The organism is Synechococcus sp. OH30, assembly GCF_047462175.1.
Classification (GTDB): Bacteria; Cyanobacteriota; Cyanobacteriia; order Thermostichales; family Thermostichaceae; genus Thermostichus.
The window spans coordinates 44382-66851 of record NZ_JANSIP010000009.1; the positions used below are offsets into that span (position 1 = coordinate 44382).

Sequence of the window (22470 nt, forward strand, 5' to 3'; positions counted from 1 at the left end):
GGAGGCTGAAAGAAATTCTCTACCTTTGCGGGCTCATAGAAGATCCATCTTCTAGGGGTGTAATTGACCTGATAAAGAGTTTTTCGGATACCGTTTACTAGGGATGACGACCCTGAGCCAAACCCTTGCTGCGGTTGATACAAATAGACATTCTCCAACGATACTGAGAGGGGCTCAGGATCGGCGAAGGGAGGCTCATAGCAAAGCGCAGGATTTGGCTGAGGTTGACACTGAAATTGAACCTGATACACAGCTTCAGAAGTCATTTCCTGCCGGGCCTGCTGCCAGGACTGTAGTACCTTGCCAATATCAAAGCCCATAGCCCGCTGAAAATGCCACAGGGATCCCTGGAGGAAGAAGAAGGCCAAGTAGAAGTGAGCGTTGGCCAGCCAGACCCTTGAGGAGTAGTTCCAGGCCCCCGCTTGGTTGGGATCGAAGTAGTAGGGGGTGAGGGCCGACTTTAGCTGCAGAGTTGGCCCATAAAACTCCACCGGATAGGCCAGTGAGTTAAACCCACAATAGTAAGAGGCTGTAAATCCGGCTAAGGCAACACCAAACAGAGAGTAGGAGAGGATCCCGTCTGCTGAAAAGAGAAAGCGAGCTTTAACCCACTCAAAGGGTGGAACCAGGATGTGCCACACCCCTCCCAGCAAGAGAAGAGCTGCCACATAAATGTGGCCTCCCACCAAGTCTTCCAAATTATCGACATCGAACAGATGGGTGCGGTAGTTCCAAAGAGTGGCAAAATCCAAAGTTGGGGACCTGACCAGGCGCACCTGAGCAGTGGTGGCGTCGTACAGCCCTCCAAGCAGCATCGCCTTGGCCACCAGCAGCAGGGATCCCAGGCCCAAGATGAGTAGGTGGTGCCCCAAAATTATCCCCAGTGTTTTGGCATCATCCCAGGCAAAGTGAAACTTGGCAGCCTTGCCGAACTCCATATCTAGGCGGGGGGAAAGTTGGGTTTGGTGGAAGTAGGCACCCCAAGCCAACACGCCGGCAGCCACCAGGTGAATCGAGGCAATGGCCACATAGGGGAAAGTATTGACGATCTGGCCACCGGGGCCGACCCCCCATCCCAGTGTGGCCAAGTGGGGCAGCAAAATCAACCCCTGCTCGTACATTGGCAAATCTGGCGAGAACTTGGCCAGCTCAAACAAGGTGAAGCCGCCCGCCCAAGCCATGATCAAGGCTGCGTGGGCCACATGCGCCACGATAAAGGTATTGGAGAGGTCGATCAATCGAGCGTTACCTGACCACCAGGGGTAAGCGGATGGGTGCATCCTCTTGGCATTCATGGGTAGTTCCTCAGTAAGTCCAGGCGCGTTTAGCTCAGACCGGCAATGATGTGGTCAAGATAGGCAGCCATTTCTTGACTTGCCTCTGGGTCCAGACTTTCTGCTAGCACCTCCTTCATTGCATTGAGGGCTTGAATGACGCGATCGATGGGGACTCCCAGAGTGATGTAAGTCTCTTTCAGACCTCTCAATACCCGCTCATCTAGGATGGAAGGATCGGCGGCCAGCATGGCATAGGTGGCATAGCGCAGAAAATAGGTTAGATCCCGCAGGCAGGCTGCGTAGCGCCGGGTGGGATACATATTGCCCCCCGGCAGGGTAATATCCCCGTAGAGCAAGCTCTTAGCAACGGTCTTGCTGATAATGCTGCTAGCGCTGGAGCTGATAATCTTGGCTGCTTTGACGCGCATGCTGCCACTTTGGAAATAGCGACTTAATTGCTCCAGGGCTGCGGCATCTAAGTAGGAGCCTTTCTCGTCAGCAGGATTGATCAGAGAAGTGATGGTGTCTTTCATGGCTTTTCCTCCAGGAATTATCTAGGAACTGGTTTTTTGAAGCGATTGGGCATTTCCTGACCATCTTTTGCCCAGGCATTGCTCCCGAGGACTCCATTGCAACCTAAGACACCTCAGAGCCCGCAGGTCAAGCCTGTAAAACGAACCTAGACCTCAAACTCACTATCCAAAAGTGGCACACACCGGCTCTCCAGTAAAACTTAGAACTGGTCAGAAGTGCGGCGAACCAACTTACCTATTCAAAAAGCGCGAATGAGTCTGTCGAAGTAGGGAGCAGCTAAAGCCATCTCTTCCGGAGAAAGAATACCGGCGGCTACGTCTTTCAGGCAGCTCATCGCCACCCGCAGGTTTGGCAGCGGCACGCCCAAAGACATGTACATTTCTCGCATACCGTTCAGGCCAATGTCCTCCAGCGGCTTATCGTTGCCTGCCAAGATGCAATAGCTAATTAGGCGGATGTACCAACCTTGATCTCGCTGGCAGAGGGCAGTTTTTTGGGGGTTGCCCTTGTTGCTGGGGGTGTTAGGGCATTTGGCCCAAAAACGTTTGCTGCCTTCTTGGACAATTTTTTGCTCGTTCTCTGCTAACTTTTGGGCGGCTCGGATACGCACTTGACCTTTGCTGAAGAAGTCTTCTAGCTTGGCGATCTCGGCACTGCTGAGGAAGCGATCGGCCGCATCCGACTGCGCGATGACTTGGGCAACAAGGCTCATAGGTTTTCGACGAGGAACGCTCTACAGGTAACAAAGTAAGTCAGATCCTCAAGATCGAAACCACTTGTTAAGAAAAAGTTGTGAATTGAAACTTACTTGCAACAAATTCCCTCTGACCTGCGCTTTTAGTACCGCAATAACCTTGACCCCCTCTTTACCGACCAGGGCGATTGCCAAGGTTTTGAATCGTATCTATTGCTACAGAATCTACGATAGAATTGGCGTGTAGAGGTCAGGGTGGGGAGATCTCTCATGAACGCAACTGCTGAAGCGAGTAGAGTTAGCTTCCTGGCCTGCCATCGGCGGAACATCGCTGCCTCTCTGGCCCATCGTCTAGAAGCAGCCAGGGCAGCCAACAACACCCGCCTGCTGGAGTTGCTGGAACAGGAACAACGGCAACTAGCAGCAGAGTCCAGCGGCAGGGATCCCTCTGTTTTGGGTCTGCCTGAAAGATGGCGCCACCTTTGGGAGGGCCTGAAAGCCGTGTTGAGCGTCCAGGAGGAGCTGCGGGTGCGCCAGTGGGTGGATGGTGGCGGCACGGTCTGGTGGCACGCCCAGGATCCGCTCACAGGTGAGTGTCTCTGCACGCCGTCTGAGCAAGAGCTGATGGATTGGATCGAGAAGCACTCTCGGAACGGCTAGGGAGGATTGATCCCTAAGATGAAGGCCGGAGGGGGAGCGGGCAGAGGGGGCAGGCTTGCTGGCATTGGTTATTGGTTCTTAGGGCGGAGGCGGGATCCACTTGTTAGGATTGACCTAATCCCAGGAGAGGCGCGGGGATGGTTTGGCAATTGCTGACGTGGCCGGCCCAGAGCCTGCTGTGGTTGGCGGAGCAGATTCGAGAACGAGCCGAGGCGCAACTCGACAGCAAAGAAAACCTCCAGAAGGAACTCACCGCCCTGCAGATCCAGCTCGATCTGGGGGAGATCGACGAAGAGACCTATACCCGGCGAGAAGAGGAGATCCTGCTAGCTCTGCAAGCCCTAGAGGAAGCCGAAGCAGCTGCTGAGGGGGAGGCAAGGGATCCTGGATAGCCTTTGCTCCAGCAGGGTGGAGCGTTCGGCGTTCCCCCAGGCCTACAGGTTTTCCAGGACGTCAGCTGGCAAAGCGTTCCCTGGCTAGTGCTTTGCAGAAGCAAGCTATGGCCGAGGGGAAAGCATGGGTTTTTGCCATCCGCCCTGCCCGACCAGTGCAATTGCGGCGGAGCAATTTTCCATCTTCAGTTTGTTGGGGGGCCAGGCTCACTGGATCCCGAATTTCATCTTCAGAATGCTCAGGGCTTGCGGTATCATGTGCTAAGCAGCTCCAGAGCAATTGAAAGCAGCGAGGTCAAAAAAGTGGTTAGGGTAGCCATCAACGGGTTTGGTCGTATCGGTCGCAACTTTCTGCGCTGTTGGCTCAGTCGTCCCCAGTCCAATATTGACATTGTTGCCATCAACGATACTTCAGACGCTCGCACGGCTGCCCATTTGCTCAAGTACGACTCCATCCTCGGGACCCTACAAGGAGTGGAAGTGGAGGCTACTGAGGGTGGTTTGTTGGTTAACGGCAAGCACATCCACGCCGTTTCCGATCGCAACCCAAGCAACCTGCCTTGGAAAGAGTGGAAGGTGGATCTCGTAATCGAGGCTACCGGCGTTTTCGTAGACTACCAGGGTGCCTCCAAGCACCTAGAGGCAGGAGCCAAGAAGGTGATGATCACCGCCCCCGCCAAGGGGGGTGATATCCCCACCTTTGTCTATGGGGTTAACCAGCACACCTACGACCCAGTGCGGCACAACATTGTCAGCAATGCCAGCTGCACCACCAACTGCCTTGCCCCACTGCTGAAGGTGTTGCTGGACAAGTTTGGTGTGCGGCGGGCTACGATGACTACCACCCACAGCTACACGGGTGACCAGCGCATTTTGGATGGCGGCCACCGCGATTTACGACGGGCGCGGGCAGCAGCCTTGAGCATGGTGCCTACTACGACGGGGGCAGCTAAGGCAGTGGCGCTGGTGATCCCTGAATTGAAAGGCAAGCTCAACGGGGTGGCAGTACGGGTTCCCACGCCCAATGTCTCCTTGGTGGATTTGGTAGTGCAAACAGAGCGCCAAGTGATTGCCGAGGAGGTCAATGCTGCGTTGAAGGAAGCCTCGGAAACGACAATGAAGGGGATCATTGCCTACTCAGAGGTCCCCTTGGTTTCTATTGACTACCGCGGCCACAGCTGCTCCGCCATTGTGGATGCAGAGCTGACCAGCGTTCTGGACGGGGATCTCGTCAAGGTCATGGCCTGGTACGACAACGAGTGGGGCTACTCGCAGCGGGTGCTGGATCTGGCCGAATACATGGCTGCCCACTGGGTGGGGTAGGTGACTGCTTCATCCCTTAGCGGCAGAAAAGGAAAACTCAGCAAAAACTTGCCAGCGCCTGCCGTCGTGGGCAAGAAGGGTGAGAGCAGAAGCGAGGAAGGATCCCTGGAAAGGGCGGCTCTGGAACTGTGGCCAGGCAGCACGGAACTGGGCTGGCCGGAGATCCCGAAAGGCTACTGTTATGTGAGGCACAAAAGGGCGGGGGGGAGCTGTTGTTGCCTGCAGGTTGAGAAGGAGGCTCATGTGCCGCTGGGCCTTGGCCTGGAGCTGCTGCAGCTCCGGAGAGGGCTCGACGTGAATATAGATAACCCGTGGTGCAAAGGCGCCGAAGCCACGGAGCTCAACAACAACGGGGGCCTGCTCCTTGGCAAATTCTTCCAGGGATCCCGTCAGGGCCGTCAGCTGGGCAGTGGGCCACTCGAAGGGGGGCACTAGGGTAATGTGAGGAGGCGAGCGCAGGGCTGCTCGACTGGCAAATTGCTCGGCCACCTGCTGCTTGATGGCTGTTACTTGCGCTTGCAGCTCAGGAGGGGGAAGGAGGGCAAGAAACAACCGCTGGTGGGGAGCATTGAGCAGCATTGCCGGGCAGCTGGGGGCTACTTTATCCAGCCTAGGGCATCACCGCCCCAGCCCTCTACCCCGATCCCAAAGGCTTTCTGGGACGCCCCGGGCTTTCTTGAATTGCTCATATAATTATCCAGCGATTACCTAGTGGCAGTAGGATACAGCGATCCCCCATGACAGAGCTTTCCAACCCCCTTCCCACGCCGGCAAGGTCCCATCGGATTCCGTTTTACCATTGGCATCTCTTCCTCTGCGCCGACCAGACCAAGCCCAAGTGCTGTGAAAAGGCAGTGGGGCTGGAAGCCTGGGAATACCTGAAGCTGCAGATCCAACAGTTGAACCTAGAGCTGGGGGGCGTGGGCCCCTTGTGGGTCAACCGCACCAAGGCCAATTGCTTGCGGGCCTGCAACTATGGTGTTCCTGGGCCAGTGTTGTTGGTGTACCCCGGTGGATTTTGGTACCACTCGGCTACGCCGCCGGTGATAGAGCGGGTGCTGCAGGAGCACATCCTGGGTGGGAAGCCAGTGGCCGAGTATCTGGTTGCCCAAGCTACTCTAATTACCGCTTAGCGGTCGGAGCCTTACCGCCCCTGATCTAGGAGGGCGTGGATGGCCTCCACACAGGCTGCGGTGGTCTGCTGCAGTTCAGCTTTCTCGCTAGAAGCGGGCGGGGGGAGCAGCTTGCCAATGCGCACCGTGATGGGGCAAAACAAGCGCGGCCAGCGGGATCCCTTCGGCAGCACCTTCTCAGTGCCCCAGAGGGCCACAGGGAGCAGAGGCGTTTGAGTGCGCGCGGCCACTAAGGCTGCCCCCAAGTGGGGGTGGGGGATGCGGCCATCAGGGGTGCGGGTGCCGCTGAGAAAGATCCCTACCGCCCACCCCTGGACTAAGGCCACTTCAGTTGCCCGCAGGGCACTGCGATCTGCCCCTCCTCTTTTCACGGGATAGGCTCCGTAGAGCCGAATCACCTGTTTCAGCACGGGCACCTGAAATAGTTCTTCCTTGGCCATAAAGGCTACAGGGCGGCGTACTGCATTGGCAACCAGCGGCGGATCCAGGTAGCTAGCATGGTTGCTGACGATGATCAGGGATCCCTGGCGAGGCACATTTTCCTGCCCATACGTGCGGCCAAAATATAGTCCCCGAAACAGGGGGTTGACCACCAGCCACTTGAGCAGCCAGTAGGCCAACCAATCGCGGCGGCGATAGCTCATTTTGACTTGCGATAGCTCCTTCCTTGAGTGTAGGGGGGAGGAGGCGTTGCTTCTAGCTCTCCAGTCCGGATTCCCTCCTCCAGCCAAGTCTCAGCGATTTCCGTAAAGTGGCGGCTCCCCAGCTTGAAGAGGCGCAGCTTGGTCCTAGATCGTGGCCTGCCCGGTTCTCCCGGCGGGCAAACTGCCAGAGGAAGTAGCAGGAGGACTCTGGCCCTGTAAACCTCCAGCCCAGGTGGAGGCAGCTAGGGATCGGAGAGATCCCGCCATTGGCGGCGGCTGGGAAGGGGGGTCCGCAGCTGGGTAACATCGAGAACCAGAAGCCCGCATGGAGGAGGATGGTTCACCAGTTAAGCTGTGACGTGTTGGTCATTGGCTGCGGGGTGGTGGGCTGTGCCATCGCCTATGAGCTAGCGGCAGCAGGGCTGTCAGTCATTGGGGTAGATGCTAGGGATCCTGCCTCGGGCGCTACCGGCGCGTCGCTGGGGGTGTTGATGGGAGTCTGTAGCCGCCAACCCAGCGGAGAGGGGGTGCAGTTGCGCCTAAAAAGCCTGGAGCAGTTTGATCCCCTGATTGCCCGGCTGGAAGCGGACTTGGGCCGGAGTTTGCCTGTCAATCGGCGTGGCATTCTGCGCCTCCTCCAAGAAGAAGAGGTAGCAGCTTGGCAGGAAACCTTGGCAGCTCGTCAACAGGCGGGCTATTGCCTTCAGTGGCTGAGTCCGGCGGAGGTGAGATCCCTGCAGCCTGGCCTACGGAGCGACCTAGCAGGGGCTATCTACTCTCCCCAGGATCGCCAAATCCAGCCCAAGCTCCTCACCCAGGCCCTCCTGGAGGCAGCTCAACGCCGAGGAGCCCGCTTTTTTTTCCACCAGCCGGTTCACAGCTTTCAGCGCAGCCCGGATCCTCCCTTTCGCCTAGCGGCGGTTCGCACGCCCTCCCTCACCTTTACAGCAGGGCACGTTGTCCTTGCCGCCGGTCTGGGCAGTTCCGATCTGGCCAAGGAGCTGGGCTTGCAAATGCCGCTACAACCTGTTAAGGGCCAGGCCCTGCGGATTCAAGCCCCTGGGATCCCGCTGGGGCCAGTGGTTACCGATGGGGATCTCAACTTGGTTCCCCTGGGCGATGGCTCCCTATGGGTGGGAGCAACAGTGGAGTTTCAGGCCCCCCACCCCGAGCCAACCCTGCTGGCTCTTCAGGAGTTGCTGACCCGCGCCATCCAGCTTTGCCCGGCCTTGGCGGAGGCGAGGCTACTGGAGCACTGGGCTGGCCAGCGACCGCGACCGCTGGGGCAGCGCGCCCCTATCCTAGGGCCGGTTCAGGGCTATGCAAATCTTCTTGTTGCCACCGGTCACTATCGCAATGGGATCTTGCTGGCTCCTATTAGCGCTGCCATCCTGCGAGACTTGGTCCTGGAGGGCAAAACAGACCTGGGCAACCTCAGCGCCTTTGCCCCTCGTGAGAAAGTCGGGGGGGCGGAGGGCTAGCGACGCTACAGGCAGCTTTTGTCTATGGCTTTGCAGCGGCCTTGGCAAAATAGGGTCGTTTCTGCTGCCAGCGCCAGGCAGTTTGAAGGATCTCGGCCAAGGTGGTATAGCGAGGCTGCCAGTTGAGGTCGCGAGCAATAGCCGTGGTGTCGCTCACCAGCCGCGGCGGATCGCCAGGACGGCGCGCCCCCACCTGCACTGGGATCTGTTTGCCGGTCACTGCCTCAGCGGTGGCAATCACTTCCCGGACAGAAAAGCCTTGGCCATTGCCCAAGTTATAGGCTAGTTGCAGGGGCTTGCCAGCCACCAGCGCCTCTAGGGCCAACACATGAGCTTGCGCCAGGTCAGCAACATGGATGAAGTCACGGATGCAGGTGCCGTCGGGGGTATCGTAGTCATCCCCAAAAATGGTTAGGTGAGGGCGCTGGCCAGCGGCAACTTCTAGGGCTAGGGGGATGAGGTGGGTTTCCGGGTCATGGGCCTCGCCAATTTCGCCGTCAGGATCGGCGCCAGCAGCATTGAAGTAGCGCAGGCTCACAGACTGGATCCCGTAGGCAAGCTGAAAGTCCCGCAGCATCTGCTCCACCATGAGTTTGCTCTGGCCGTAGGGGTTGATGGGGCGCTGCGGGTGGGTTTCCGGGATGGGGATCTGCTCCGGCAGGCCGTAGGTGGCACAGGTGCTGGAGAACACCAGGTAGGGGATCCCGTGATCCCGCATGGCTTCTAGTAGAGTCAGGGATCCGGCTACGTTGTTGCGGTAGTACTTACCGGGCTCCTTGACTGACTCGCCCACGTAGGCGTAGGCGGCAAAGTGAATCACCCCTTCAGGGCGGTACTGGCGGATAACCTGATCCAGCCGCTCCCGGTCGGCAATGTCGCCAATTGCCAAAGGCCCCCAGCGAACAGCCCAAGGGTGGCCGTAAACCAGGTTGTCGTAGGCAATGGGCAGGTGGCCGTGGGCCGCCAGGGCTTTGCAGGTGTGGCTGCCAATATAGCCCGCGCCGCCTGTAACCAGAAGCCGCATAGGCCAGAGCAGAAGGCAGTTTCCGTCCAGAATACAGCCATTCTTGCCGACCTTGGCAATTCCCCGGCCTATTCCAGGAGCTGCTGCAAATCCAGATGAGGCCGCCAGGCCTCTGCCAGACGATCCAGCAGTTCTTCCCGTTGCTGGGCGTAGTGGCCGTCCACCTCCGGCAAGGGATCCCAGCCTTTTTGCCGGCGCAGCCAGTTGAGCCAGTGGCGCCGCCAACGGTGGTTGTCAAAGAGACCGTGCAGATAGCTGCCCCAGATGCGGCCGGTGGGATCCCGCCAGCCCAGGTTTTCCTGCTCGAAGATTGGCAGGCAGCCAGAGGAATCGGCCTGGGTGGATCCCTGATGAATTTCGTACCCCTGGACGGGGGCAGGGGCGGGCCATCGGCTCTGCGTCTGCACCTGCCGGGTAATCTTCGTGGGCTGCAACACGGTGCTCAGGGGCAACAAGCCCAGCCCTGGGTAGGTGCCGGCGATCCCCTCCCGGCCATCAGGATCGGTGATGGTTTGCCCCAACATCTGCAGCCCGCCGCAGATGCCAACAAGGTGGCCGCAATAGTGGCGCAGTTGGTCAGCCAGGCCAGTCTTTTGCAACGCCAACAGATCCTGGAGGGTAGTCTTGCTGCCGGGCAGGATGACCGCATCGGGGGATCCCAGGCTCTGGCCAGGGGCAACCCAGCGCAGATGGACGCTAGGCTCCGCCAGCAAGGGGTCGAAGTCGGAGAAATTGGCTACCCGCGGCAGGCGAACCACCGCGATCTCCAAACAGTCCTTCCCCAAAGCGCGGCGCCGGGGGCGGCGATCTTCCCAGAGTTGGGGGCCAGCCTCAAGGCCCAGCGAGTCTTCCTGGGGCAGCACCCAGTCCAGCCAGGGCAGAACTCCAACCACCGGGATCCCGGTGTAGTTCTCCAACCAATCAAGACCAGGCTGCAGCAGCTCCCGCACACCGCGAAACTTGTTGATGACAATGCCGCGGATCAGGGCCCGCTCTGCCGGCTCCAGCAATTGCAGCGTGCCCACCACATGGGCCAGCGCCCCGCCCCGGTCAATGTCGGCCACTAGCCAAGTAGGGGATCCCAGATGCAAAGCTACCCGCATGTTGGCCAGATCCCGCTGCTTGAGGTTGACCTCCGCCGGGCTGCCCGCCCCCTCGCAGATAATCCACTCGTACTGCTGCTGCAGGCGGGCTAGGGCTGTTTTCACTGCCTCCCAGGCAGGCGCAAACCAGCGCTCGTAGTACTCCCTGGCACGGCAGGTGCCCACCGCCACGCCATTCAAGACAACCTGGGAGGTCAGGTTGCCCTGGGGCTTGAGCAAAATCGGGTTCATTTCCACCGCCGGCGGGATCCCGGCGGCCCAAGCCTGCAGAGCCTGCGCGTAGGCAATCTCGTGGCCCTCAGGAGTGACATAGGCATTAAGGGACATGTTTTGAGCCTTGAAGGGGGCAACCCTTTTCCCCGCCTTTTTGAGGAGACGACAGAGGGCAGCTACCAAAAGGGTTTTGCCCACATGGGAAGAAGTCCCCACCACCATCAAGGATCGGCAGGCGCCGTTCATTGGGATCCCTTTCCCTCACTTGCACTCGGCGAATTCCTCTTCCGCAGCAAAAGCCCTTGCCCCCCTCTACCCCCTAAGGGCAGAAAGTCTTCTTCTTGTTGTTGTAGGACTGGGGCAGATGGATTCGAACCACCGAATGGCGGGACCAAAACCCGCTGCCTTACCGCTTGGCGATGCCCCAATTTGCCTTGCTTAGCTAGCTCAACCAATATAGCGAGGCGGCTTTGGATCTGTCAACGGTTGTCCTGCCCTCCTGGGTTGGGGGGAAGCGGCGTCTCCTTACCCGGGCCAGCGTTGACCTCAAAAGGGTTGGGCAGGTGGGGGATGCGGGCCACTTCGAAGAAGTAGGCACGGATTTCCGGCCCAAAGTAGATGACATCTCCACTTCTTAGGTAGTGGGTAGCCACGCGGCTGCCGTTGACAAATACGCCGTTGGTGCTAGAGCGCCCCTGGCGGTTGCCGTCAATGAGGCAATAGGTAAACCCTGTGCGGTTGGAGCGGGTGGGCACTCGCACCAAATAGGCGTGGCGGCGGGAGACGAAACGATTGACAATCTGGATGGAATTGGAGGAATCTCGACCGATGGTGTAGATATCCCCCCGCAGGATATAGCTGCAGGGCCGCACAGGATGACAAATGCAAAGGGTGAACTCCGGATAGGACAGGGGCTGCTCGGGAACTTGATCGAACAGCTCTTCCGGCAGTTCAAACTCCTGAGGAGTGGACGGATGCGCTCCGCCCACTGCCGTGGTTGCGGTAAAAATGCTGTGGCTAGACGGCAATGGCTTTCCCTCTTCCACGCTTAAGCAGGCTCCACTCAATCTAGGGTTAAAACCCGCACTTTGTAGCGCCTCCCGCCCCTCGTCGCTTGTTGGAAAACCCCTAGCTCCAGTGTACTATGAGCAACCTTGCAGATCCCTGCCTTCTCGAAAAACTTGGGAGGGGCTCAGAAGGGGCTCCCTTGGAGCGGCAAGCCTTGCCAGCAGACGGGCTATTCTGGGTAGCAGGGGTGTAGCCTGGAGGGGTGGATGTGACGGAAGCGCTGTTGCGTCGGTTGGATGTGGCTACAGAAGCGGCTCTGGAGGCGGCAGCGCTGCTGCGCGAGTATTTGGACAAAGCCCTGGCCATTGAGGAGAAACGTCCGGGGGACTTGGTAACGGCAGCGGATCGCGCCTCCGAGGAGCTCATCTTGAAGATCCTGAGGCGCCACTTCCCCGAAGACGTGATCTTGACGGAGGAATCCGGCCAGCAGGGATCTCCCGAAGGCACCTACGCCTGGATGGTTGATCCTCTGGATGGCACCACCAACTTTGCCCACGGCTATCCCTTTGCTGCCGTCTCTATTGGCCTGCTGGAGGGGCGGGAGCCCGTGCTAGGGGTAGTCTGCGACATCTTTCGCGGGGATCTCTTTCGCGCCGTCCAGGGGATGGGAGCCACCCGCAACCGCAAACCCATCCGCGTCTCCTCTACTACCGAACTCTCCCGCAGCCTCTTGGTAACTGGCTTTGCCTACGACCGCCGGGAAACCCCGGACAACAACTACGCTGAGTTCTGCCACTTCACCCACCTCACCCAGGGAGTGCGGCGAGGCGGATCGGCTGCCCTGGATTTGGCCTATGTGGCCACCGGCCAGCTGGACGGCTATTGGGAGCGGGGCCTCTCCCCCTGGGACATTGCCGCTGGGATTGTCTTGGTGCGGGAAGCCGGCGGTAAGGTTACCGCCTACGATGGCAGCCCGGTGGATGTATACAGTGGCCGCCTGCTGGCCAGTAATGGCTGGTTACACGCCGCTCTGCAAGAAGAACTGGCCCAGGTCAGCCCCCTGCCCGTCTCCTTTCCCATGCGACGGGATCGCCAGCCCAGGGAGCGAAGTAGCTAAAGATGCGGGCAAAAATTGGGTAAGCTTTACGCAAAGGCGGGGGGTCATGGGGCTTTTGCAGGGCAAGGAAGGCAACCTAGCCGGGAAAAAATTCCGGGGTTGGGGTTGGGCACTGGGGTTTGGCCTGGCGCTTCTCTTGGGGATCCCGGCCTACCCTCAGCCTGCCCAAGAGCCAGCCCTGGCCGCTCCCGGGGGCGAGCGAGCCCAGCCCCCCGACTCCCGTTGGGCCCAAATTCGGAGGCGGGGCCGTCTGCGGGTGGGGTTGGATCCCAGCTTAGGCCCAGCTTACCTCTACACCGACCCGGAGCGGCAAACCTACGCCGGCTTTGAGTGGGAGATCCTCGAGGCAATTGCCCAGACGCTGAAGGTACGGCTTGAGCCCGTCTACGTGGCTTGGGGTCAGCAGTTGACGGCTTTGCAGGCGGATGAGGTGGATCTCATCTGGGGAGCGCGGGAAGGCCTGGGCCTGGATCCGCAGCAATTTCTTGCCACCCGGCCCTACTACCTCAGCCCGCAGCGCTTGGTGGTACGGGATCCGGGGCCAGGGGAAGCTCCCATTGAGGCGCTGTCGCAATTATTTGGCCGCAAAGTGGGCATTGTAGTTAACAGTACGGGAGCAGCGCTGTTGGAAGCCTACAACGAGAGGCGGGGCAACCCTATCCGGCTCTTTGCCACCAGTAACCCGGAGCGCCTGTTTGCTCAGCTCCAGGCTGGCCAGTTGGATGCCGTGCTTGTCGATCAGCCCGTTGCCGCCCTCCACCTGCGCCAGGCGGGATCCCGGCTGCGCCCAGTGGGGCCGCCCCTCTTTCCCATTCCTTTGGTGGGCGTGGTATCCTCGCAGCATCCTTCCCTGAAGGAAGCCCTGGATGAAGCAATCGCGATCCTGACCGAGAACGGAACCCTGCAACGCATCTTGGAGAAGTGGCAACTATGGGATCCCACTCTGATGTCCCCCGCCTCAGCCGAGGGCTAGCTCGCTACGAAACGGATCACTTCGCCATCTTGGGTGTGCCCCTCACTGCCGACTCCAAGAGGATCCGGCGCGGCTACCTGCAGGCGGCCAAGGCCCTGCACCCGGATCGCTTTGTCGGGGATCCGGAAGGGGCAGAGCGGGCCAATCTCCTTTTTGCCAAGCTGGTCAACCCAGCCAATGAGGTGCTGAGCAAGGAGCGGGAGCGGTCGGAATACGAGGCCCTCCTCAAGCTGCGCATCCAACAGCTACTGGAGTCGCCACCTGCAGATCTCTGGCCTACGGGAGAGACAGTCAAAGGTTTGGCCGAGTCTCCCAACTGGCAGGAAGAATATGTCCGGCGGGTGGAGAAGCTGGCCCAAGAGCAATACAGCTCCATGGCCACCCTGCTGGAGAAAACCGAGCAACTGAGCGAGCTCAACCTGGCCTATCTGCTGCTCAAAGCCGGCTACAAGGGAATCCCGACCCCTGCCGCCAAAACCACGCCCCCGACTGGGACCCCAACCCCTTCCCCCAGCCGCACCCCCTTAGGTGGGATCGCAGCCAGCTCCCCGGTCCCGCCCACCCCGCCCCCAACTCCCCAACTCAACCCTGCCGAGACCCGCTTCCTGCAGGCGCTGGACATGATTGAGCGCAAGCAGTACCGGGTTGCCATCCAGTATTTAAACTTTGCCATCAGCGCCCAGCCCAACGTGGCCCGCTACTACCTGCACCGGGGCATTGCCCACTTGAAGCAAGGCAACGCCGGTATGGCCAAAGCCGACTTCCTGCAGGCCAGCCGCCTCGAGCCGGGCAACGCCGAGCTAATGGCGGAGGTGCGCCGCTGGCTACAGCAGGTCACCACCCAGCCGCCGGTTCCTGTCCCTGCTGCCAGCCGCCAGACCTCCCAGGCCCAGAAAGTGGTGCCGCCGCCGCGCAAAGAGGATAGCGGCGGCTTCTGGAGCCGCCTCTTTGGCAAGAAAAAGTAGGCCCAACTCCCCTTAGGAAGCGTCCCCCAGCAGCAGCAGCGTGACCAGGGATCCCGTATTCCAGAGGCTGTGCAGCAGGATGGGGGCCAACAGGTTGCGGCTGTGGCTGTACACCACCCCCAGCACTATCCCCAGCGTGGTCAGGGGCAGCAGATCGGAAAGGTTGAGGTGGGCAAGGGCAAAGGTGAAGGCACTGAGCAAGATGGCACCCCCCATTGGCAAGTAGCGGCTTAGCGTAGGCAGCCAAAAACCCCGGAACAGGATCTCCTCAAAAACAGGGGCACAGACAGAAACCACCGCCAAAAACAGCAAGCGCGCCCCCCAGCCGTGGCTCTCTAGTAGCAGCGGCAAAATGGGGTTGCCACCCCCCGCCTGCGGCAGCAGCAGCTGCGACAGGGCCGCCGCCAGCACTACCAAAGGCAGGGCTGCCCAGTAGCCGCCCAAGCCCCAGAGCGGCCAAGGGCCCCACAGCCGCACTTGCAACACCCTCTGCCAGCCGGGATAGAGCCGGAGAAGCCGGTACACCAGCGCCACTCCCAGCAGAGCGCCGGCATTATAGGTGAGAAACAGGGTTACCGCCTGATGCCAAGGGCTGAGCTGTTGCGCCCCCAAACCCAGCAGGACCGTGTAAAGGCGAGGCACCAGGGTATTGAGGAGAATGAACCCCAAAAACCAGCCGGTCAGCACCGCTTGCGCCCCGATCCCTGGCCAAGGCACCTCCCAGGCCGGGCCGAGGAGGGGACGTTGGTGCCAGAAGCTCCAGCCCAGCCAACCCAGCAGGAGGACGAGCCCCAGCAGCGCCCCTAGCACCGGGATCCCGCCCACCACCGCTAGCCGAAACAGGGCTGCCAAGGCCAACTTTTCCTGCTCCTGGTTGAGGGCATTGAGGCTGTCGCTGCGCTGCTGCAGATGGTAGAGCTGTTGCAAGGCCACCGCCTCAAACCAGCCGTCCAGGTGGTTGCGGATGTGCACCTCGGCCTCGGGCAAAATGCGCCGCGGTGTTCCCCACAGCCCCTGTAAGACCTGCGCCACCTCCTTGTGCTTGGATTCCAACGCAAAGGGGCGGCTGGGATCGGTGACCTGCTGCCACTGCTGCTGGGCCGCCTCCAGATCCTCCTGGTAAGCGTAGAGCAAGCCCAGGCGCAGCCATAGCCCATCCAGCTCTGCCTGCAGATCCTGAATAGCAGCCAGGAGGGCGGGATCCTCTTCTTCTTGGGTTGCGGCCGGCCCCGCCGCCTCGGAAAGGCTGGCCAGTTCGGGTGTGCCCACCTCTGGAGCCCCAGCCGTTTCCAGCCCCGCCATTCGCTTGAGGCGCTGGAGGCGTTCGGCGTAGTTGTCAGCCACCTGTCGGTAGCGATGGCTGGCTACCTTGAACACCTCCTGACCCAGCAGAGCTCGGGCCAGATCCTGATAGCGGGGATCATCAAGGGTGCGGGCAGCCTGCAGAGCCAGGTTGGTCTGCAACAGATCCAACTTCGTTTGCGGTGGCGGCTGGAACCAACTGCTGGCAAGCGAAAGCCCAACAATGCCCAGAGCCAGCAAGCTGAGCAGGTTGAGGATCCCCCGGCGAACAGCAAGCCAAGTGGAAAAGGAATCGACAGAGGCCGTGGCTTCAGGAGGAGACATGGCAGCAAGGGAGGCAACTCCAGCGGGTTATATCCTAGCTTCTATTGGCTTTAGCAGGAGGGCTCAGCGGCGCTCTAGCCAATACCGGTAGATGGGTAACCCCAACTGCAGGCATTGCCACTCCCGCTCGGTAGGAATGCCAAAGGGGTTGTCCTCGATGGGCCCTTGATGGGGATTCCAAAACTGCGGATGCTCTAGGAAGCGGTCAACCATCTCCTCAGCAACTTCCTGCACGTCCGACTGTAAAAAGACGGGGCTGCCCGGTTGCAGCAGCAGCGCCAGATCCGCCACCAGTTGCGGCTGGACAATCCGCCGCTTGTGGTGGCGCTTTTTAAACCAGGGATCCGGAAAGAGGATGGTCACACGGCTGAGATCGCCAGGGGCAAACAGAGACCTTAGGGAAACATTGACGTTGGCAAAGAGAAAGTAGACGTTGTCCAGTCCCAGCTCCTCACGCCAAGCATTGGCCCGCTCCACCAGCGGCTGCCGAATTTCTACCCCCAAAAAGTTCCAGTCCGGCTGTTCCTGGGCCAAGCGCAGTAGAAAGCGTCCGCTCCCGCTGCCGATATCCAAGTGAAAGGGTTGCCCCAGCCGCCGATATACCCGTTCCCAGTGGGGTGGAGCGGCGGGCTGTTGGTACTGGGCCTGCAGGGGATTGACGTGTTGCCGCAGCCGCTGGCCAAGCCCTTTTTGCAACGGGAGGTCAGCCCAGGGTGGAGAAGAAGAGCTCTTCTCCGCTTGACTTTTAAGACTTCGCTGTTGCACTTCTGGGGTCATCAGCCACCTCCTGCTGCCAGCTTCGGTCCTTGCAGAGGGGATCCCAAAACCCTCCTCCCACGCGGGAAAGGGTAACATCAGCTACCACTGGAGGCTGTCGATGACCTGCCGCAGGATCTGGGCCGAGCGGTGCAGTTGCTGCTGCTCGCTCTCGGTAAGGGCCATAACTAGCGTCCGCTCCACCCCTTGCCGACCGACCACTCTCGGCAAACTAAGGCAGACCTCCGGCAGACCATACTCCCCCTGGGTGAGGCTGCTCACGGTTAAAACGCGCCGCTGATCCCGCACCAGGGCCTGGACAATCTGCGCTACCCCTAGGCCAATGGCGTAGCTTGTGGCCCCTTTGCGGCGGATGATCTCGTAGGCGGCATTGCGCACCTGCTCGAAGATATCGCCCAAATGGGCAGGATCCCACTCCGGCAAGATCTGGCCAATTGGCGTGCCGGCAATGTTGACCTTGCTCCAGACGGCCACCTCGCTATCCCCATGTTCGCCGATGATGTAGGCGTGGAGGCTGCGCGGATCCACCCCCAGCCGCTGGGCCAAAAGGTAGCGGAAGCGGGCCGTATCCAAAATCGTTCCTGACCCAATCACCTGCCCCGCTGGCAGCCCCGACAACTTTAGAGAAACATAGGTCATGACATCGACGGGGTTGCTCACCACCAAGAAAATGGCACTGGGGCAGTGCTCCCTCAGGGCCGGGATCAGGCTTTTGAAGATCTCAACGTTGCGGTGAGCCAAATCCAAGCGGGTTTCCCCAGGCCGCTGCTTGGCCCCTGCCGTTAAAATCACCACGTCGGACCCGGCGCAGTCGGCCAGCTCCCCTGCCCAGATCCGCGTCGGCTCGACAAAAGGGATCCCATGCACCAGATCCATCACTTCGCCTTCCAGCTTGGCGCGGTCGATATCGTAAAGAACCAGCTCGTCTAGCGTGTTCTGGATAACCATGGCGTAGGCACAGGCCATGCCCACTTGCCCGGCGCCGATGATAGCTCCCTTCAAAAGGCGACGAGAATCCCGCTGCTCCCTCTGCCGCTGAGGGGGCGAGGGGGGTTGGTGCCCAGAAACCGTCATGGCTTAACCTCTTCTCTTTGCTCTCCAGCTTAAACCCGCCTTGCTCCTTGGCAGCGGTGCCCTAGCTGGGCTCGGCAAAACCCCGCAGCAGCTGGGCAGATTCCGCCTCACTCAGGCCCTTGGCCTGCAGCAGTACCCCAAAGCTTCCTAGCCCTAGCGGATCAAGCAGGGCCTGGAGGGCAAAGCGCCGCCGCAACACCTGCCCCACCTCCTCTGCCCCCTCTTGGCTAAGGGCGGCCAGGCGTTCCGCCAGCCCCAGGTTTACTAGAAAACAGCTTTGCTGCGTGAAGCCTAGCCGCTTTAGTCCTAGAGATTCCCCTACCTGTTCCAGAGTGGTAAAGTCCACATGGGCAGTGAGGTCTTGGCACCCCACCCAACCATAGGGATCCGCAGAAGTGCCGTGGCGGCGGTAAGCCAGGAGCGTGCCCTGGGAGCGCTGGGGACTGTAGTAGCGCTGGGCAGGGTAGCCGTAATCGATAGTCAGCACGTAGCCCCGCCTCAGCTTGCGGGCCAGGAGCTGCAGCCACTCCAGAGCCTTGAGATTGACCTCAGTTTGGTAGCCAGAGGGGTAGGTGGTAATTGCAATCCCCAGCCGGGCAAAGTACGCTTCCAGAGCAGGTGTCGAGGGATCCCCCAGAACCTCTTGAAACCTTCCCTCTGCCCAATCCACGTAGATTTCCCGTAAAGACCCCCCCTGCACCTGCACTCGGTGGACGGGGAAGGCGTCCACCAGCTCATTGGAGAAGAAACAGCCAGTTACCGCCTCCTCGGGGATCTCCTCCCACGTGAGCCAGCGCACCTTCTCCCCAAAGCCAGCCAGGCGCTCCTGCTGCAGCCGCCGCAAAGAGGCAGAGCGCTCCAGGATCCCGTACTCCAGAGCCTGCCACAACGCAGGGTAAGCTGAGCGCACGTAGGCTAGCCAATCTTCAGCCAGGCAACCGCTGCCCGCTCCCATCTCAATCACCGCAAAAGGAGAAGGGGATCCCAGGACTTGCCAGAATTGGCAGATTTGCTCAGCCAACAGGTGAGCAAAGTCCGGCGCCAGCTGGGGAGCAGTCAAGTAGTCAGGGCCAATCGGGTAGTCCCGCTCGTAGTAGCCTAGCCCTGGCTCATAGAGGGCCCACTCCATGAACTGGGCAAAAGTTACTGGCCCCTGGGCACGAATGCGGCTGGCGATGAGATCGCGCAGTGGCTGATTGGTCTGAAGGTGCAGCAAAGACAAGCCTAAGGGCTGGGGTAGAGACAAACTCACTACTTCAAGGGGCGACGCCAGTTTTGGCGAAACTGACGGTTAGTTAAGAGCAGCACCGGCCAAAGAGCTGAGACTAGCCATTTTCCAGATCCCGAATAGATACGGTCTGCCTTGCGGACCGAGTACCAAACACCCCCCGCATAGATTGCCAAGAGCAAAAGAGGCCACATCTTCCGCTCATCCTGCAAACGCCGGCCAGGTGGTTGAGGGATCCCCTTCAGTAGGCATCCTGCAACTCATAAAAGTCGGGCGTAATGTAGTCTTTGCGCAGTGGCCACCCAATCCAGTCTTCTGGCATCAGGATCCGCTTTAGGTTGGGGTGACCCTCAAAAATAATACCGTACATGTCGTAAGTCTCACGCTCCTGCCAGTCAGCCGACTTCCAGATCCAGTACACCGAAGGCACCCGCGGGTTGTCGCGGGGCAGCTTGACCTGGAGGCGCACCTCTGGCGGGCGATCAGCTCCGTCGGTCAGCTTAACTAAGTGGTAAAGGCTAACCAGCGGCTGGCCCGCCCCTAGATCATAGCCGCACTGGCAGGCAAGATAGTTAAAGCCATAGGCGTAGAGAGCGGTACACACCGGCAGGAGAAAGTCCCGCTCCACTTCCAAAAGCTCTACTCCAGCAGCATCTCTACCCAGATACTGGTGGTCGAAGCCGTTTTCGGCCAGAAACTGGGAAACTGGGCCCCGCTCTCCTCTCACCAAAGACTCTGCTGCTTCAGGGCCAGAAGACGGAGTTGCCGGTGTCTGTGGGTCGGTCATCTCACACCCCTCCTTGCAAAGCTTTGAGCTGTTGCTCTACCCGCTTGAAGTCAGCCGTCTGCAAGGCCGGCGGCACCGGCAGGCCGATGGCGGCAGCTAGCTCTGGCGGCGGGGCTTGGCGGGATTCGCTCTCTAGGTACTTGCCAGTAATGATCTCGGGCACAGGTTTGAGGTTGTGCTTGACGGTGTAGTAGCGGTGGGTTTGCTGTAGACGGCCCCGCTCCCGCATGTCTTCGGCAGCAATCTTCTTGCGCAGCTTCACAATGGCGTCCATGATTGCCTCGGGGCGAGGTGGGCAGCCAGGAATGTACACATCCACGGGGATAAGCTTATCCACCCCTCGCACAGCGGTGTAGGAATCCGAGCTAAACATGCCGCCGCTGATGGTGCAGGCTCCCATGGCAATTACGTACTTGGGCTCGGGCATCTGCTGGTAGAGCTTCACCAGCGCCGGCGCCATCTTCATGGTTACTGTTCCAGCGGTAATGAGCAAATCAGCGGTGCGCGGCGACGTCCGAGGCAATAGGCCAAAGCGGTCGAAATCAAAGCGGGATCCCAGCATTGCCGCAAACTCAATAAAGCAGCAGGCAGTGCCATAGAGCAGCGGCCAGAGGCTGGACATCTTGGCCCAGTTGTACAGGTCGTTGACGGTTGTGAGAATAACGTTGTTGGAAAGATCGGTAGTAACTTGCGGAGGAGAGGTCGGAAACAGGACTTCAGGCTCTCTAGAGGTCATGACCATTCCAGCGCTCCTTTTCTCCAAGCGTATACAAGAGCCACCACAAGGATGGCAATGAAAATTAAGGCCTCTACAAATGCCAGCAGCCCCAAGCGGTGAAAGGCTACTGCCCAAGGATAGAGGAATACAGTTTCCACATCGAAAATGACGAAGGCCAGCGCAAACATGTAGTAGCGGATGTTGAACTGAATCCAGGCCTGCCCAAACGGCTCCATCCCTGACTCATAGGTGCTGCTCCGCAGGTATCCCCGCCGCTTGGGAGACAGGCGTGCCGAGGCTCCTAGAGCCAAAGCTGGCAGCAGCGCGCAGACAATTAGGAAAGCCAGCAGGTACTCGTAGCCGGATAAGACAAACACGACGCCAGACTGCCTCAGCTGCTCAACATTTAGATACGTTTTCAGTATAGAGCCACTCAGCGGTCTCTTGGTGCCGGCGGATCTTCAGTTCTGTTGATGGTCTGGATTGCGCGACCAGCGTTTCTCTAGCCAGCTCCACACGCCGCTTAGTAGAGCACTGGCTACCAGAAGCCCCAGCAGCGGTTGGAACAGGGGCAGCCACAGCCGCAGCCAAAGCTTGTAGCCCAGGAGGATCCCAAAGAAGGCTGCTATTACTGAGAAGACAAACCAGACAAAACCGGCAAACATCAAAAGGGCCAGGGCAATGAGAAAGGAGTCCAACCAGCGCTTCCAGCTAGAGACCTTCATGGAGAGATGCAGCTAAAACAGGCCAAGTCTTTCAAATCCTAGCTCTACTGCCCAGATCCCTGCTTGCTAGGACCCGTTGCGGTCATGAAGGCCCTACTAGCTTCCCCTCAGGCTTTGCTGCCGATGGCGCTAGGCCGTCTCTCATTTTTCTTGGCAAGCGGCTAGGATCAAGCTACACCGCGTCCCTCCAACAACTCCCTGCAATGCCTCCTCCCTGGCAACGCACAACGGTTTTTCTCGACCTCTTGGGGGGGCTTCTCCTCATCGGCAGTGGTATTGCGGTTGGGATGGTGCTTCCCCTCGAGGCTCCACTTCAGCCGCCGGCTGAGATCAGCCCCTTTTCTCCCCCAATCCTGCCCACCTTGCCCCCACTTCAGGCCAGTTCCCCCCTGGCAAGCCCAACACCTCCTGCAGAGCCAGGGGAAAGTCGCGGGAGCTCCGCGGACCTGGAAGCAGAGCTACGGGAAGTTCGTCAGCAGGTGATCCAGCTTTTGGTTCGAATTGAAGAGTTGGAGGCACAACTGCAGCAGCTGTCTTCCCTAAGAGCCCCTCCGGTGCTGCAGCAGGAGTCTTCTACTGCTGCTGAGGTTACCCCTGGGGAAGCAGAGGTCCCCCTTCCTACCACTTTTCAGGTGGGAACCCGCACCATTAGCTTGCCAGGGGATCTGCTTTTTGATTTTGACAAGGCTGAGATTCGGCCGGAGGCGGCTTCTCTGCTGGCGGAAGTGGCCAAATTGCTACAGGAAATGCCCGGTGCCCGCGTCCAAGTCAACGGCCACACCGACAACATTGGCTCCTTGAACTACAACCTCGATCTTTCCCTGCGCCGCGCCAACGCTGTCAAAGACTATTTGATGAACCTACTGCCGAAAGACCACCCCGTTCGTTGGACAACCTCTGGCTTTGGCCCCACCTTGCCTGTGGCCGACAACAACACGGAGGTTGGGCGCCAGCGGAACCGCCGCGTAGAGCTGGTGATTGCCCCCTAGCAGCA

At 59.7% G+C, this 22470-nt stretch carries 24 protein-coding genes, 1 tRNA gene and 1 pseudogene; 9 read left to right on the top strand and 17 right to left on the bottom strand.

The window, feature by feature from the left end:
* Positions 1-296 precede the first annotated feature (296 nt).
* The 3 genes and pseudogenes from NW830_RS10165 to apcD all read right to left on the bottom strand — a co-directional run.
* Positions 297-1295: pseudogene (locus tag NW830_RS10165) on the bottom strand (chlorophyll a/b binding light-harvesting protein); the annotation flags it as partial.
* Positions 1296-1324: 29 nt separating this feature from the next.
* Complete coding sequence (locus NW830_RS10170; protein ID WP_414362571.1) at positions 1325-1810, bottom strand: allophycocyanin subunit beta; 486 nt, start codon at positions 1808-1810, stop codon at positions 1325-1327.
* A 239-nt stretch (positions 1811-2049) separates the two neighbouring features.
* Positions 2050-2523 (bottom strand): allophycocyanin subunit alpha-B, encoded by a 474-nt coding sequence (gene apcD / locus NW830_RS10175; protein WP_414362572.1) that lies wholly within the window; start codon positions 2521-2523, stop codon positions 2050-2052.
* Between the two features lie 252 nt (positions 2524-2775).
* Between apcD and NW830_RS10180 the strand changes: the two genes are divergently transcribed.
* The 3 genes from NW830_RS10180 (at position 2776) to gap (ending at position 4880) form a co-directional block, all read left to right on the top strand.
* Positions 2776-3165, top strand: coding sequence for a hypothetical protein (locus tag NW830_RS10180; protein ID WP_414362573.1), 390 nt, complete (start codon positions 2776-2778; stop codon positions 3163-3165).
* Positions 3166-3302: 137 nt separating this feature from the next.
* A complete protein-coding gene (locus NW830_RS10185; protein ID WP_414362574.1) occupies positions 3303-3557 on the top strand; it encodes a gas vesicle protein GvpG in 255 nt (84 codons plus the stop codon).
* A 303-nt stretch (positions 3558-3860) separates the two neighbouring features.
* A complete protein-coding gene (gene gap / locus NW830_RS10190) occupies positions 3861-4880 on the top strand; it encodes a type I glyceraldehyde-3-phosphate dehydrogenase (protein ID WP_414362620.1) in 1020 nt (339 codons plus the stop codon).
* A 9-nt stretch (positions 4881-4889) separates the two neighbouring features.
* On the opposite strand, the gene NW830_RS10195 is transcribed toward gap, so the two are convergent.
* Positions 4890-5459 carry a 2'-5' RNA ligase family protein gene (locus tag NW830_RS10195; protein ID WP_414362575.1) on the bottom strand — a complete coding sequence of 190 codons (570 nt, stop codon included), beginning with the start codon at positions 5457-5459 and terminating at the stop codon, positions 4890-4892.
* A gap of 158 nt (positions 5460-5617) precedes the next feature.
* Here NW830_RS10195 and NW830_RS10200 point away from each other — a divergent pair, with 158 nt between their 5' ends.
* Positions 5618-6013, top strand: coding sequence for a (2Fe-2S) ferredoxin domain-containing protein (locus tag NW830_RS10200; protein WP_414362576.1), 396 nt, complete (start codon positions 5618-5620; stop codon positions 6011-6013).
* A gap of 11 nt (positions 6014-6024) precedes the next feature.
* On the opposite strand, the gene NW830_RS10205 is transcribed toward NW830_RS10200, so the two are convergent.
* Positions 6025-6657: a lysophospholipid acyltransferase family protein gene (locus NW830_RS10205; protein WP_414362577.1), complete on the bottom strand. Its 633-nt coding sequence runs from the start codon at positions 6655-6657 to the stop codon at positions 6025-6027.
* Between the two features lie 335 nt (positions 6658-6992).
* On the opposite strand from NW830_RS10205, the gene NW830_RS10210 reads away from it, so the two are divergent.
* Positions 6993-8138, top strand: a complete 1146-nt coding sequence (locus NW830_RS10210; RefSeq protein ID WP_414362578.1) for an NAD(P)/FAD-dependent oxidoreductase — start codon at positions 6993-6995, stop codon at positions 8136-8138.
* Between the two features lie 22 nt (positions 8139-8160).
* Here the strand turns inward: NW830_RS10210 and galE are convergent, their stop codons facing one another.
* From galE to NW830_RS10230, 4 genes are all read right to left on the bottom strand, one after another.
* On the bottom strand, positions 8161-9162 hold the full coding sequence (gene galE, locus NW830_RS10215; protein ID WP_414362579.1) for a UDP-glucose 4-epimerase GalE: 1002 nt from the start codon (positions 9160-9162) through the stop codon (positions 8161-8163).
* Positions 9163-9230: 68 nt separating this feature from the next.
* Positions 9231-10724: a cobyric acid synthase gene (locus tag NW830_RS10220; RefSeq protein WP_414362580.1), complete on the bottom strand. Its 1494-nt coding sequence runs from the start codon at positions 10722-10724 to the stop codon at positions 9231-9233.
* A gap of 109 nt (positions 10725-10833) precedes the next feature.
* Positions 10834-10905 (bottom strand) — tRNA-Gln (locus NW830_RS10225).
* A 52-nt stretch (positions 10906-10957) separates the two neighbouring features.
* Entirely contained in the window at positions 10958-11506 is a 549-nt protein-coding gene (locus tag NW830_RS10230; protein WP_414362581.1) for an FHA domain-containing protein, read from the bottom strand.
* Between the two features lie 242 nt (positions 11507-11748).
* On the opposite strand from NW830_RS10230, the gene NW830_RS10235 reads away from it, so the two are divergent.
* From NW830_RS10235 to NW830_RS10245, 3 genes are read left to right on the top strand one after another with little or no spacing between them, the layout of a single operon-like run.
* Positions 11749-12603, top strand: coding sequence for an inositol monophosphatase family protein (locus NW830_RS10235; protein WP_414362582.1), 855 nt, complete (start codon positions 11749-11751; stop codon positions 12601-12603).
* A 46-nt stretch (positions 12604-12649) separates the two neighbouring features.
* The gene (locus NW830_RS10240; protein WP_414362583.1) at positions 12650-13576 is read left to right on the top strand and encodes an ABC transporter substrate-binding protein; all 927 of its coding nucleotides are present in this window, start codon (positions 12650-12652) and stop codon (positions 13574-13576) included.
* Positions 13534-14541 (top strand): DnaJ domain-containing protein, encoded by a 1008-nt coding sequence (locus NW830_RS10245; protein ID WP_414362584.1) that lies wholly within the window; start codon positions 13534-13536, stop codon positions 14539-14541. The genes NW830_RS10240 and NW830_RS10245 overlap by 43 nt, the downstream gene beginning before the upstream one ends.
* Before the next feature lie 12 nt (positions 14542-14553).
* On the opposite strand, the gene NW830_RS10250 is transcribed toward NW830_RS10245, so the two are convergent.
* The 8 genes from NW830_RS10250 to NW830_RS10285 form a co-directional block, all read right to left on the bottom strand.
* Positions 14554-16167: a lysostaphin resistance A-like protein gene (locus NW830_RS10250; protein ID WP_414362585.1), complete on the bottom strand. Its 1614-nt coding sequence runs from the start codon at positions 16165-16167 to the stop codon at positions 14554-14556.
* 63 nt (positions 16168-16230) lie between these two features.
* A complete protein-coding gene (gene trmB, locus NW830_RS10255) occupies positions 16231-16944 on the bottom strand; it encodes a tRNA (guanosine(46)-N7)-methyltransferase TrmB (protein ID WP_414362586.1) in 714 nt (237 codons plus the stop codon).
* 81 nt (positions 16945-17025) lie between these two features.
* Complete coding sequence (locus tag NW830_RS10260; RefSeq protein WP_414362621.1) at positions 17026-17946, bottom strand: L-lactate dehydrogenase; 921 nt, start codon at positions 17944-17946, stop codon at positions 17026-17028.
* A gap of 133 nt (positions 17947-18079) precedes the next feature.
* Positions 18080-19270, bottom strand: coding sequence for a class I SAM-dependent methyltransferase (locus NW830_RS10265; protein ID WP_414404685.1), 1191 nt, complete (start codon positions 19268-19270; stop codon positions 18080-18082).
* A gap of 217 nt (positions 19271-19487) precedes the next feature.
* Positions 19488-20033, bottom strand: coding sequence for an NAD(P)H-quinone oxidoreductase subunit J (locus tag NW830_RS10270; RefSeq protein ID WP_414362588.1), 546 nt, complete (start codon positions 20031-20033; stop codon positions 19488-19490).
* A gap of 1 nt (position 20034) precedes the next feature.
* A complete protein-coding gene (locus NW830_RS10275; protein WP_414362589.1) occupies positions 20035-20775 on the bottom strand; it encodes an NADH dehydrogenase subunit K in 741 nt (246 codons plus the stop codon).
* Entirely contained in the window at positions 20766-21128 is a 363-nt protein-coding gene (ndhC, locus tag NW830_RS10280) for a photosynthetic/respiratory NAD(P)H-quinone oxidoreductase subunit C (RefSeq protein WP_414362590.1), read from the bottom strand. The genes NW830_RS10275 and ndhC overlap by 10 nt, the downstream gene beginning before the upstream one ends.
* Before the next feature lie 84 nt (positions 21129-21212).
* Positions 21213-21476 carry a hypothetical protein gene (locus NW830_RS10285; protein ID WP_414362591.1) on the bottom strand — a complete coding sequence of 88 codons (264 nt, stop codon included), beginning with the start codon at positions 21474-21476 and terminating at the stop codon, positions 21213-21215.
* A 203-nt stretch (positions 21477-21679) separates the two neighbouring features.
* On the opposite strand from NW830_RS10285, the gene NW830_RS10290 reads away from it, so the two are divergent.
* Complete coding sequence (locus tag NW830_RS10290) at positions 21680-22465, top strand: OmpA family protein (protein ID WP_414362592.1); 786 nt, start codon at positions 21680-21682, stop codon at positions 22463-22465.
* Positions 22466-22470 lie beyond the last annotated feature (5 nt).

Coding starts and splice junctions, on each gene's coding strand:
- apcD (WP_414362572.1), bottom strand. CDS start 2,523: ATGAGCCTTGTTGCCCAAGTCATCGCGCAGTCGGATGCGGCCGATCGC.
- NW830_RS10290 (WP_414362592.1), top strand. CDS start 21,680: ATGCCTCCTCCCTGGCAACGCACAACGGTTTTTCTCGACCTCTTGGGG.
- galE (WP_414362579.1), bottom strand. CDS start 9,162: ATGCGGCTTCTGGTTACAGGCGGCGCGGGCTATATTGGCAGCCACACC.
- NW830_RS10240 (WP_414362583.1), top strand. CDS start 12,650: ATGGGGCTTTTGCAGGGCAAGGAAGGCAACCTAGCCGGGAAAAAATTC.
- NW830_RS10285 (WP_414362591.1), bottom strand. CDS start 21,476: ATGAAGGTCTCTAGCTGGAAGCGCTGGTTGGACTCCTTTCTCATTGCC.
- NW830_RS10275 (WP_414362589.1), bottom strand. CDS start 20,775: ATGGTCATGACCTCTAGAGAGCCTGAAGTCCTGTTTCCGACCTCTCCT.
- NW830_RS10245 (WP_414362584.1), top strand. CDS start 13,534: ATGGGATCCCACTCTGATGTCCCCCGCCTCAGCCGAGGGCTAGCTCGC.
- NW830_RS10210 (WP_414362578.1), top strand. CDS start 6,993: ATGGTTCACCAGTTAAGCTGTGACGTGTTGGTCATTGGCTGCGGGGTG.
- NW830_RS10180 (WP_414362573.1), top strand. CDS start 2,776: ATGAACGCAACTGCTGAAGCGAGTAGAGTTAGCTTCCTGGCCTGCCAT.
- NW830_RS10170 (WP_414362571.1), bottom strand. CDS start 1,810: ATGAAAGACACCATCACTTCTCTGATCAATCCTGCTGACGAGAAAGGC.
- trmB (WP_414362586.1), bottom strand. CDS start 16,944: ATGACCCCAGAAGTGCAACAGCGAAGTCTTAAAAGTCAAGCGGAGAAG.
- NW830_RS10195 (WP_414362575.1), bottom strand. CDS start 5,459: ATGCTGCTCAATGCTCCCCACCAGCGGTTGTTTCTTGCCCTCCTTCCC.
- NW830_RS10250 (WP_414362585.1), bottom strand. CDS start 16,167: ATGTCTCCTCCTGAAGCCACGGCCTCTGTCGATTCCTTTTCCACTTGG.
- NW830_RS10185 (WP_414362574.1), top strand. CDS start 3,303: ATGGTTTGGCAATTGCTGACGTGGCCGGCCCAGAGCCTGCTGTGGTTG.
- NW830_RS10200 (WP_414362576.1), top strand. CDS start 5,618: ATGACAGAGCTTTCCAACCCCCTTCCCACGCCGGCAAGGTCCCATCGG.
- NW830_RS10220 (WP_414362580.1), bottom strand. CDS start 10,724: ATGAACGGCGCCTGCCGATCCTTGATGGTGGTGGGGACTTCTTCCCAT.
- NW830_RS10270 (WP_414362588.1), bottom strand. CDS start 20,033: ATGACCGACCCACAGACACCGGCAACTCCGTCTTCTGGCCCTGAAGCA.
- NW830_RS10205 (WP_414362577.1), bottom strand. CDS start 6,657: ATGAGCTATCGCCGCCGCGATTGGTTGGCCTACTGGCTGCTCAAGTGG.